The 10,866-nt window shown below is 73.7% G+C and carries 9 protein-coding genes; 6 read left to right on the top strand and 3 right to left on the bottom strand.

Annotated elements, in window-relative coordinates:
• Positions 1–125 precede the first annotated feature (125 nt).
• Positions 126–1,265 (bottom strand): acyl-CoA dehydrogenase family protein, encoded by a 1,140-nt coding sequence (locus GCU60_RS16795; RefSeq protein WP_204262199.1) that lies wholly within the window; start codon positions 1,263–1,265, stop codon positions 126–128.
• Positions 1,266–1,360: 95 nt separating this feature from the next.
• Here GCU60_RS16795 and GCU60_RS16790 point away from each other — a divergent pair, with 95 nt between their 5' ends.
• The 6 genes from GCU60_RS16790 to GCU60_RS21725 are packed head-to-tail and all read left to right on the top strand — an operon-like array spanning position 1,361 to position 8,887.
• On the top strand, positions 1,361–1,969 hold the full coding sequence (locus GCU60_RS16790) for a TetR family transcriptional regulator (RefSeq protein WP_163207316.1): 609 nt from the start codon (positions 1,361–1,363) through the stop codon (positions 1,967–1,969).
• Positions 1,970–1,984: 15 nt separating this feature from the next.
• Positions 1,985–3,511, top strand: a complete 1,527-nt coding sequence (locus GCU60_RS21730) for an acetyl-CoA acetyltransferase (protein ID WP_163207314.1) — start codon at positions 1,985–1,987, stop codon at positions 3,509–3,511.
• Between the two features lie 16 nt (positions 3,512–3,527).
• Positions 3,528–4,328 carry a crotonase/enoyl-CoA hydratase family protein gene (locus tag GCU60_RS16780; RefSeq protein ID WP_163207312.1) on the top strand — a complete coding sequence of 267 codons (801 nt, stop codon included), beginning with the start codon at positions 3,528–3,530 and terminating at the stop codon, positions 4,326–4,328.
• Positions 4,313–5,812, top strand: coding sequence for an NAD(P)-binding domain-containing protein (locus GCU60_RS16775; protein ID WP_204262198.1), 1,500 nt, complete (start codon positions 4,313–4,315; stop codon positions 5,810–5,812). Before GCU60_RS16780 ends, GCU60_RS16775 begins: the two co-directional genes overlap by 16 nt.
• A complete protein-coding gene (locus GCU60_RS16770; protein ID WP_163207311.1) occupies positions 5,799–7,529 on the top strand; it encodes a GMC family oxidoreductase in 1,731 nt (576 codons plus the stop codon). The genes GCU60_RS16775 and GCU60_RS16770 overlap by 14 nt, the downstream gene beginning before the upstream one ends.
• 44 nt (positions 7,530–7,573) lie before the next feature.
• Complete coding sequence (locus tag GCU60_RS21725) at positions 7,574–8,887, top strand: methyl-accepting chemotaxis protein (RefSeq protein ID WP_204262197.1); 1,314 nt, start codon at positions 7,574–7,576, stop codon at positions 8,885–8,887.
• A 38-nt stretch (positions 8,888–8,925) separates the two neighbouring features.
• Here the strand turns inward: GCU60_RS21725 and GCU60_RS16760 are convergent, their stop codons facing one another.
• Positions 8,926–10,419, bottom strand: coding sequence for an alanine/glycine:cation symporter family protein (locus GCU60_RS16760; protein WP_163207309.1), 1,494 nt, complete (start codon positions 10,417–10,419; stop codon positions 8,926–8,928).
• Positions 10,419–10,856 (bottom strand): universal stress protein, encoded by a 438-nt coding sequence (locus GCU60_RS16755; protein WP_163207307.1) that lies wholly within the window; start codon positions 10,854–10,856, stop codon positions 10,419–10,421. Before GCU60_RS16755 ends, GCU60_RS16760 begins: the two co-directional genes overlap by 1 nt.
• Positions 10,857–10,866: the final 10 nt, after the last annotated feature.

Raw genomic sequence — 10,866 nt, 5'->3', positions numbered from 1 at the left:
GCTCTACTACCTCCTACGCCCCGCCCAACGAGCCCAGAACCTCACCGCGGCAGCTTGACGATCCATAGGAGCATCCCCCGCTTTTCCGCGGAAACTCACCGGTGAGTTTCCGCGGAAAAGCTCGGTCAGGCGAGGAGGAGCTTGGCGACGATCTCGGTCATGATCTCGTTCGTCCCGCCGCCGATGCCGAGGATCCGGCTGTCGCGGTAGTGCCGCTCGACCTCCGACTCGCGCATGTACCCCAGGCCGCCGAACAGCTGGACGGCGTTGTCGACGACGAAGTCGCACGCGGCCACCGCGGTGTTCTTGGCCATCGCGACCTCGCTGAACACGTTGTCCCCGGCCTGCCAGCGGTCGATCACCGCCCGCGTGTAGGTGCGGGCGACGTCGGTCTGCCGGGCCATCTCGGCCACCCGGTGCTGCACGACCTGACGGCTGGACAGCGGACGGCCGAACGTCTGCCGGTCCTTGACCCAGGCGATCGTGAGGTCCAGGCAGCGCTGCGCGGTGGCGTAGGCCTGGACGGCCAGGCTCAGCCGCTCCGCCGCGAACTGGCCCATGATCGCGTAGAAGCCCTCGTTCTCCTCGCCGATCAGGTTCCCCGCGGGCACGCGGACGCCGGAGAAGGAGAGCTCGGCGGTGTCGGAGCACAGCCAGCCCATCTTCTCCAGCGGCGCGGAGACGGTGAGCCCGGGCATGTCGCGCTCGAGCAGCAGCAGCGAGACGCCGGCGGCGCCGCGGTCACCGGTGCGCACCGCGACGGTGAAGAAGTCCGCGCGGGTGGCCGAGGTGATGTAGGTCTTGGCCCCGTCGACGACGTACTCCTCGCCCTCGCGCACGGCGCGGGTGGTGAGGCCGGCGACGTCGGAACCGCCCTCGGGCTCGGTCACCGCCAGCGACACGATCTTCTCGCCGGCCAGGACGGGTCGCGCGACCTTCTCGACGAGCGCCGGGTCGCCGGCCTCGATCAGGTGCGGCAGGCCGATCCCGTGGGTGAAGAGCGCGGCGACGAGGCCGCTGGAGCCGCCCGCCTGGATGAGCTCCTCGGCGATGACCAGGGTGTCGATCGGCGTCCCGCCCTCGCCGCCGGCCGCCTCCGGGAAGCCGACGCCGAGCAGGCCCGCGGCGGCCGTCCTCCGGTGCAGCTCGCGGGGCAGCGCACCGGCCTTCTCCCACGCCGTCATGTTCGGGACGATCTCGGCCTCGGCGAAGCGGCGGGCGGACGCCCGGAGGGCCCTGCGCTCGTCGGTGTCCCAGGTGGTCACGCCGCTCCTCAGGGGGTGGAAAGTGGTGGCGGCAACATCTTGATCGTCGGCGTTCATCTTGTAAAGTGCCGTTCAACTTGGGTCGGGGAGGCGTCGTGGTGGAGCGGCTGTACGCAGGCATGAGCGCCGACGAGCGCTCCGCCCGCCGGCTGCAGCAGTTCCTCGACGCGGGGCTGGAGGTCTTCGCCGAGCGCGGCTGGGCGGCGAGCACGGTCTCCGACGTGTGCCGCGCGGCGGGGCTGAGCCCGCGGTACTTCTACGAGCTGTTCGGCAGCCGGGAAGACCTCTTCCGCGCGGTCACGGCCCGCATCGCCGAGCGGGTGCACACCACCGTGCGGGTCGCGCTGGACGGCAGCACCGGGAACCCCGAGGAGCGGGCCCGCGCCGTGCTCGGCGCGCTGGCCGACTGGTTCACCGCCGACCCGCGCACCGTCCGGGTGGCCCTCATGGAGTCGCTGGCCACCGAGGAGTTCCGGCAGCAGCGGCGGGAGCTGCTGGAGGCGTTCAACGCGCTGGCCGCGCGGCTCATGCGCTCGCTGTGGCCGTCGGGAGCCGGCGGGAGCGACGTCGAGCTCAGCGCCGCCGTCCTCACCGGCGGGCTGGTGGAGCTGCTCATCGCGCACGCGTCCCGGCCGGTCCCGCCGGAGCTGGGCCCGCTGCTCGACCACCTGACCGCGCTCTACACCGCCGCCGCGCGGCTCTGACCGGAGGAGATCGGCGTGCCCGAGGAGTCCCGCGTCCCCGTCCTGGTCGGGGTCGGCCAGCTGCGGGCCAACCGCGAGCGGACGACGACCGGCGCCCGGGAGCCGCTCGCGCTCATGGTCGAGGCGCTGGAGCTCGCCGCGGCCGACGCCGGTGCGCCGCAGCTGCTCCGGCAGGCCGACACGGTGCACGCGATCCGGACGGCGAGCTGGGCCTACGCCGACCTCGCGGCCACGGTCGCCGCCCGCGTCGGCGCCGCTCCGCGCACCGCGGCCGACACCGCGCTCGGCGGGCACCTGCCCGCCCGGCTGCTCGACACCGCGGCCGCCGCGATCGCCGCGGGCACCAGCCGGGTCGCGCTCCTCGTCGGCGGCGAGGCGCAGGCCTCGGTCGGTGCGCTGGGCAAGGCCGGCGTCGACCCGGTCGCCGAGCTCGGCTGGAGCGCCGAGCCGGGCGGTCCGCCGCCGCTGGACCTCGACCAGCTGGGGACGCCGGCACAGCTGGAGGCGGGCCTGTTCCTGCCGGCCCGCGTCTACCCCCTCCACGAGAACGCGCTGCAGGCCGCACTCGGGCTCACCCCGCAGGAGAACGCCGAGTGGTCGGCGCGGCTCTACGCCGACTACAGCGCGGTCGCGGCCGGGCACCCGACCGCCTGGAACCAGGAGCGGCGGACGCCGGAGGAGATCGGCACGGTGGGCCCGGGCAACCGGATGGTCTGCGAGCCCTATCCGCTGGCGATGAACGCGATGCCGCACGTCGACCAGGCCGCCGCCGTGATCGTCACCTCGCTGGCCGTCGCCCGCGCGGCCGGCGTCCCGGAGGACCGGCTCACCCACGTGTGGGGCGGTGCCGGTGCCGACGACGACCCCGATCCGCTCCGCCGCACCCGGTTCGACCGGTCCGAGGCGCTCGCGGCCGCGCTCGACCGCACCCTGGCGGCGGCCTCGCTGACGGCGCAGGACCTCGCGCTGGTCGACGTCTACAGCTGCTTCCCCGTGGTTCCCAAGCTGGCCGCCCTGCACCTCGGGCTGCCCCGCGAGGCCGTGCTCAGCGTGGCCGGCGGCCACTCCTCCTTCGGCGGGCCGCTCAACACCTACTCGCTGCACGCGATCGCCACGGCCGCCCAGCGGTTGCGCGGGACCGACGGCGTCGGCCTGGTGCACGCCAACGGCGGCTACCTGAGCTACCAGCACGGCGTGCTGCTGAGCGGCCGGCCGCACCCCGAGGGCTACGTCGGCCGGCCCGAGCCGGTGGCGGTCGGCCATCCCCACGCCCCGCCGCTGCTGCCCGCCACCGAGGCCGGGGGGCAGGAGCTGGTCGTCGAGACCGCCACCGTCGAGCACGGCCGCGACGGGGCGCCGCAGCAGGCCTTCGTCGTCGGGCGGACCTCCGCCGGGCAGCGGGTGGCGCTGCCGAGCGCGCCGGGTGACACCGCCACCGCGGCCGCGCTCTCGCTCGCCGCCCTGTCCGGCGGCGCGACCACCCAGGTCGGCCGCACCGTCTCCGTCGTCTCGCGCGACGGCACCGCCGCCGTCGCCGTCTGATCCCAGGAGAGCCGCCATGAGCACCCCCGAGCAGGAGCCCGCCGTCCGCACCGAGCGGGTCGGCGCCACGCTGGTCGTCACGCTGAACCGCCCGCGGGCGCGCAACGCCGTCGACTCCGACGTCGCCACCCGGGTCGCCGACGCGCTCGAGGCCGCCGACGCCGACCGCGACGTCCGCTGCGTGGTGCTCACCGGCGCGGGCGACAAGGCCTTCAGCGCCGGCGCCGACCTCAAGGCGCTGGGCCGGGGCGAGCACCCGCTGGCCCCGGGCCGCGAGCACTACGGGTTCGCCGGCTTCGTGCGGCACCCGATCAGCACGCCGGTGATCGCCGCGGTCAACGGTCCGGCCCTCGGCGGCGGCACCGAGCTGGTGCTGGCCAGCGACCTCGCCGTCGCGGCGGACACCGCCACGTTCGGGCTGCCGGAGATCTCCCGGGGCATCTTCGCCGCGGCCGGCGGCGTGCTGCGGCTGCCCGAGCAACTGCCCCGCAAGGTGGCGATGCGGCTGATCCTCACCGGTGAGCCGATGAGCGCCGAGGACGCGCTGCGCTGGGGGCTGGTCAACGACGTCGTCCCGGCCGCCGAGGTGCTGCCCGCGGCGCTGCGGCTGGCCGAGAAGGTGGCCGGCAACGCGCCGCTGGCGGTGCAGGCCAGCAAGCGGCTGGCCCTCGGCATGGTCGACGGCGACCTGCCGCACGAGGCAGCCGCGTGGGAGCGCAACGACGCCGAGATCGCCGCGGTCGGGAAGAGCGCCGACGCCATGGAGGGCATCGTGGCCTTTCTCGAGGGCCGCGCGCCGACGTGGACGGCCGGCTGATGGGCGGCCCGCGGGTGGCGATCGTCGGCACCGGGTTCGGTGGGCTGGCGATGGCCGTGCGGCTGCGCCAGGCCGGGATCGACGACGTCGTGCTGTTCGAGAAGAGCGACGACGTCGGCGGGGTGTGGCGGGAGAACACCTACCCGGGCGCGGCGTGCGACGTCCCCTCGCACCTGTACTCGCTGTCGTTCGCGCCCAAGCCGGACTGGTCGCGGCGCTTCGCCCCGCAGGCGGAGATCCACTCCTACCTGCGCGACGTCGCCCGCGACTTCGGGCTGCTGCCGCTGATCCGGTTCGGCACCGAGGTCACCGAGGCCGCCTTCGACGAGGCGTCGGCGACCTGGCGGCTGCGGTTCGCCGACGGCGGCACGCACGAGGCCGACGTGCTGATTCCCGCCCTCGGCCAGCTGAGCCGGCCCAGCACGCCGGACGTGCCCGGCCTGGACCGGTTCCAGGGCACGCTGTTCCACTCGGCGCAGTGGCGGCACGACCACGACGTGACCGGCGAGCGGGTCGCCGTCCTGGGCACCGGTGCCAGCGCGATCCAGTTCGTGCCCGCGGTGGCGGGGCGCACGGCGGCGCTGAGCGTCTTCCAGCGCTCGGCGCCCTACGTCCTGCCCAAGCCCGACCGCGCCTACCAGGAGCGGGCCAAGCGGGCCTTCGCCCGGGTGCCGGGTCTGCTGCGGCTGTCCCGCGAGGCCAACTACGTCTCCAACGAGCTGCGCACGCTTGGCTTCAACACCGAGCCGCGGCTGCTGTTCGCCCACCGGAAGCGGTTCTTCGCCCACCTCCGCACGGCGGTCCCCGACCCGGCGCTGCGGGCCAAGGTCACCCCGACCGACCCGATGGGCTGCAAGCGGATCCTGATGTCCAACGAGTGGTACCCCGCCCTCCAGCTGCCCCAGGTGGAGGTCGTGACCGAGCGGATCACCGAGGTGCGGGAGCACTCGGTGGTCACCGCCGACGGCACCGAGCGCGAGGTCGACACCATCGTCCTGGGCACCGGGTTCGCCGCGACGGAGTTCCTCGCTCCCGTGCGGTTCACCGGCCGGGGCGGGCGGGACCTGCACCAGCAGTGGGCCGACGGCGCGAGCGCCTACCTCGGCACCACCGTGCCGAACTTCCCGAACCTGTTCGTGCTGTACGGCCCGAACACCAACCTGGGGCACAACTCGATCATCGTGATGCTCGAGGCCCAGGTCGGCTACGTCGTCCAGGCGGTGCGGGAGCTGGCTCGTGGCAGGCGGCGCTGGCTGGAGGTGCGCGCCGACGTCGCCGCGGCCTTCGACTCCTGGGTGCAGCGGCGGGTCGGCGGCACGGTGTTCGCCGGCGGCTGCCGCAGCTGGTACCTGACCGAGAGCGGCCGGAACACCACCAACTGGCCGGCGTCGACGCTGACCTTCCGGCGGCGGCTGCGGCGCCTCGACCTCGCGGACTTCGAGCCCGCTCCCGTTCCCGTGGGGGGTCCCGTTGCGCAGGTCTGAGCGGCACACCGACGTCGTCGTCGTGGGCAGCGGTTTCGGCGGCAGCACCGCCGCGCTGCGGCTGAGCGAGAAGGGCTACCGCGTCGAGGTGCTCGAGGCCGGCCGCCGGTTCGCCGACGACGAGCTGCCGAAGACCTCCTGGGACCTGCGCCGCTACCTGTGGGCGCCGCAGCTCGGCTGCTACGGCGTCCAGCGGATCCACCTGCTGCCCGACGTGCTGGTCATGGCCGGGGCCGGCGTGGGCGGCGGCTCGCTGAACTACGCGAACACCCTCTACAAGCCACCGTCGGCGTTCTTCCGGGATCCGCAGTGGGCCGGGATCACCGACTGGGAGGCCGAGCTCGCGCCCTACTACGAGCAGGCGTCCCGGATGCTCGGCGTCACGACCAACCCGACGACGACGCCCGCCGACGAGATCTTCCGCGAGGTGGCCGAGGAGATGGGGGTCGGCGACAGCTTCGTGTCCACGCCGGTCGGCGTCTTCTACGGCGAGCCCGGCAGGACCGTGCCCGACCCGTTCTTCGGCGGGGTCGGCCCGGATCGCACCGGCTGCACCGAGTGCGGCTCGTGCATGACCGGCTGCGCGGTGGGCGGCAAGAACACGCTGGTGAAGAACTACCTCTACCTGGCCGAGAAGGCCGGCGCGGTGGTGCACCCGCTGACCACCGTGACCAGCGTGCGGCCCCGCCCCGGCGGCGGCTGGGTGGTGGAGGCGGTGCGCAGCGGCGCCTGGTCCGGGAAGCGCACCCTGCGGCGCTGGACGTGCGACCAGGTCGTGCTCGCCGCCGGGACCTACGGCACGCAGCGACTCCTGCACGCCATGCGCGACAGCGGCGCGCTGCCGGAGCTCTCGCCGCGGCTGGGGCACCAGACCCGCACCAACTCCGAGGCCGTGCTCGCCGCGACCGGCCGCCGTGGCGGGCCGACCGACTTCAGCCGCGGGGTGGCGATCACCTCCTCCTTCCACCTCGACGAGCACACCCACCTGGAGCCGGTGCGCTACGGCAAGGGCAGCAACGCGATCGGCCTGCTGCAGACGGTGCTGGTCGACGGCGGCGGCCGGCTGCCCCGCTGGCTCAGGGCGATCGGCGTCATAGCGCGCAACCCGGCGGCGTTCGTCCGCAGCCTGTCGGTGCGCGGCTGGTCGGAGCGCACGGTCATCGCGCTGGTCATGCAGAGCCTGGACAACAGCATCGTCGTGTCGGGCGGCAAGCGGCGGTTCGGCCGGCGGCTGACCAGCCGGCCCGGCCCGGGGAAGCCGGTGCCCACCTGGATCCCCGGCGGGCACGAGGCGGTGCGGCGGATCGCGGCCAAGATCGACGGCGACCCCGGCGGCGCGATGACCGAGCTGGTCAACATCCCGATGACCGCGCACTTCCTCGGCGGCTGCGCCATCGGGGCCACGCGCGAGGACGGCGTCGTCGACCCCTACCACCGGGTGCACAGTCACCCGGGGCTCTCGGTCGTCGACGGCTCGGCGGTGTCGGCGAACCTGGGGGTCAACCCGTCGCTGACGATCACCGCGCAGGCCGAGCGGGCCGTGGCGCTGTGGCCGAACAACGGCGAGGCCGACCCGCGGCCGGCGCCGGGGGAGGCCTACCGCCCCGTCGCGCCGGTGCCGCCCCGGCGGCCGGTGGTCCCCGCCGCGGCGCCCGGTGCGCTGCGGCTGCCGTTGACGGTGCTCCGCCCGACGGGGAGCAGGAACCCGACCGGCTGAATGGTTCTACTCGATACAACGGATCCGCTGCCGATAGATGCGGGGTGACCACCACCTCATCCCCGGCCCCCACGGGGTTCTGGGCCTCCATCCCGCGCGGCGCCCGGCTCGACGAGGCGGGGTTCCAGGGGCGACACCGGATCATCTCCGTCGTCCTGGCGCTGCACCTGCCGGTGCTCGTGGGGATCGGCCTGGTGCGCGGGGTGGGAGGCTGGCTCCTCTGGGGCCAGCTCGCCGCGCTCGGCGTGCTGCTGGTGGCCGGGCAGGTGCTGCGCAGCCGGGTGGCCCGCGCCAGCGCCGTCGCCCTCGGGCTCATGGTGGGCGCGGACGTCCTCGTGCACGTCGGCGGCGGCCTGACCGATCTGCACATCTGGTTCTACGCGATCCTGGCGCTGGTCGCGCTGTACCAGATGTGGACGCCGTTCCTGGTGGCCGTCGCCTTCGTCGCGGTGCACCACGCGGTCATGAGCCTGCTCATGCCGGACTCGGTCTTCTCCACGACCGAGGCCCGGGAGAACCCGCTGCTCTTCGCCGGTCTGCACGCGGTGTTCCTGCTGGCCGAGGCCTTCTTCCTCGCCTACTCGTGGAAGTTCACCGAGGAGGCCGACCGGGGCCGGCGGACCGAGGCGCGCCGTGCCGAGGAGCAGGCACACGCGCAGGCGCAGGCCCAGGCCGAGCTCGCCGCCGAGCGGGCTCGCACCGCCGAGGACGCCGCCACGGCCCTGGCCGACCGCGAGAAGCGCGCCGCGGCGCTGGAGGAGCAGCTGGCCGGGCTCGTCGACGCGGGCCGGCGCCTGGACGAGAACGTCGGCACCGCCACCGACGTCATGACCGGCCTGCGGAGCGCGATCGCCGAGATCGCCGCCGCGGCCAGCCACGCCACCACCACGGCCAACCAGGCCAGCGTCGGTTCCCGGGAGAGCGCGGAGACCGTCGAGCGGCTGGCCGCCACGATGGCCGAGATCGACCAGATCGCCGGCAGCATCTCCACGATCGCCGACCAGACCAACCTGCTCGCGCTCAACGCGACCATCGAGTCGGCTCGAGCCGGGGAGTCGGGCAAGGGCTTCGCCGTGGTCGCCGGCGAGGTGAAGGACCTCGCGGGGGAGACGGCCAAGGCCACCGAGCGGATCCGCCGGGTCGTCGACGCCGTCCGTGGCGACGTCGAGGCCGCCGGTGCCGCGCTGGGCAGCGTGCAGGAGGTCATCCAGGGCGTCGTCGAGGCGCAGACCACCATCGCCGCCGCGGTCGAGGAGCAGAACGCCTCCACCGCCCAGGCGCAGGACGCCATCGTCGGCGCGTCCCGGGAGGCCACGCGCATGGCCGAGGACCTGCGCTGCATCGTCAGCAACATGTAGCAACCGCGGCGGTGCGGGGTCCACCCGCACCGCCGCGCTCAGGACCGCTGCTGGGCGGGCACGATCTCCCCGCTGTCCAGGCGCTCGCGGTAGCCGTAGATCTCCCGCTTCACCACCCGGGCCAGGATGTAGAGCCCGATGATGTTGGGCAGCGACATCAGGAAGATCATGCTGTCGGAGAAGCCGATCACCGCGTCCAGCGTCGACGAGGCGCCGATGACCACGAACAGGCAGAAGATCAGCTTCCACGTGCGGTCCACCAGCATCGACTCACCGAAGAGGTAGGTCGCGGCCTTCAGGCCGTAGTAGCTCCAGGCGAGCATCGTCGAGTAGGCGAAGAGCACGACCGCCACCGCCAGGACGATCGGGAACCAGCCGACCACCGACTCGAAGGCCGCCGACGTCGTCTGCACCCCCGGGGCGCTGCTCTCATCGGCGTAGGTGCCGGTGATGACGATGGCCAGCGCGGTCATCGTGCAGATGACGACGGTGTCGATGAACGGCTCGAGCACCGCGACGTGCCCCTCGGTCGCCGGCTCGTTGGTCTTCACGGCGGAGTGCGCGATGGCCGCCGACCCCAGCCCCGCCTCGTTGCTGAACGCCGCGCGCCGGAAGCCCTGGATCAGCACGCCGACGATGCCGCCGTAGCCGGCCTCCGGGCTGAAGGCCTGGGAGACGATCGCCCACAGCGCGTCCGGGATCGCCGAGACGTTGGCGAACAGCACGGTCAGGCAGGCGATGACGTAGAAGACCGCCATGAACGGCACGAGCTTGTCGGTGACCCGGGCGATGCTGCGGATCCCGCCGATGATGACCGCCCCGACGAGGACGGCCATGACCAGGCCGAACACGGCGCCGGCCGCGCCGCCGCCCAGCGGGCCGTCCTCGCCGCCGGTCACCGACTGCGCCTGGCTGAACGCCTGGTTGGCCTGGAACATGTTGCCGCCACCGACGGCGCCGCCGAGGGTGAAGATGCAGAACAGGACGGCGAGGACCTTGCCGAGCGTGCCCAGCCGCGGGCTCCGCTCCTTGAGCCCCTTGGTCAGGTAGTACATGGGGCCGCCGGACACGCGACCGTCGGCGTAGACGTTGCGGTACTTCACGCCGAGGGTGCACTCCACGCCCTTGGTGCACATGCCGACCAGCCCGGCGACGATCATCCACAGCGTGGCGCCGGGCCCGCCCAGGGAGATGGCCACCGCCACCCCGGCGATGTTGCCGAGCCCGACGGTGCCCGACACCGCCGTCGCCAGCGCCTGGAAGTGGGTGACCTCGCCGGCGTCCTTCGGGTCGTTGTAGTCGCCCCGGGTCAGCGCGATGGCGTGCTTGAACGCGCGGAACTGGAACCCGCGCAGGTAGATGGTGAAGAAGAAGCCGGCGACCACCAGCCAGACGACGATCAGCGGCAGCTCCACCCCCTCGTCGATGAAGTCCAGGGGCACGGCGAAGAAGACGATCGCGGTGATGACCTCGGAGACCGGGGCGAAGAAGCTGTCGACCCGCTCGTCGAACGTGGCGGCGAGGACATCCATCAGGGCACCACCAGGACGGGCACGGGGGAGAGCTGGATGAGGCTGCTCGGCGTCGAGCCGAAGAGCAGGGTGCGCACGCGGCTCTGGCCGACGCGGCCGACGGTGATCCAGGCCGCGTCGTTCTCGCGGGCGAGGGTCACCAGCGTCTCGGCCGGGTGCCCGTGCCGGACGACGCCCTCGATCCGGAGGTCGCCGGCCTCGGCGAGCCTGGCGGCGACGGGGGCCAGCACCCGGTCGCGGGCGTCGGAGGCCTCGCGTTCCTTCTCCACCGACCTGCGTTCGTTCTCCTCGGCCGTGGTGAAGGAGTAGGGCGACCAGGGGACGACGCAGGCCAGCACCAGCCGCAGTCCGTGGTGGCGCGCGGCGTCGGCGGCGGCGTCGGCGGCACGGCCGCTCGACTCGCTCCCGTCCAGACCCACGACGATCGATTCGGGCACTGTCGCACCT

Source organism: Blastococcus saxobsidens, assembly GCF_010682065.1.
Classification (GTDB): domain Bacteria; phylum Actinomycetota; class Actinomycetes; order Mycobacteriales; family Geodermatophilaceae; genus Blastococcus; species Blastococcus saxobsidens_B.
The sequence above is the reverse complement of the archived record's forward strand: the minus strand, read 5'-3'. Positions and strand labels throughout refer to the sequence as shown.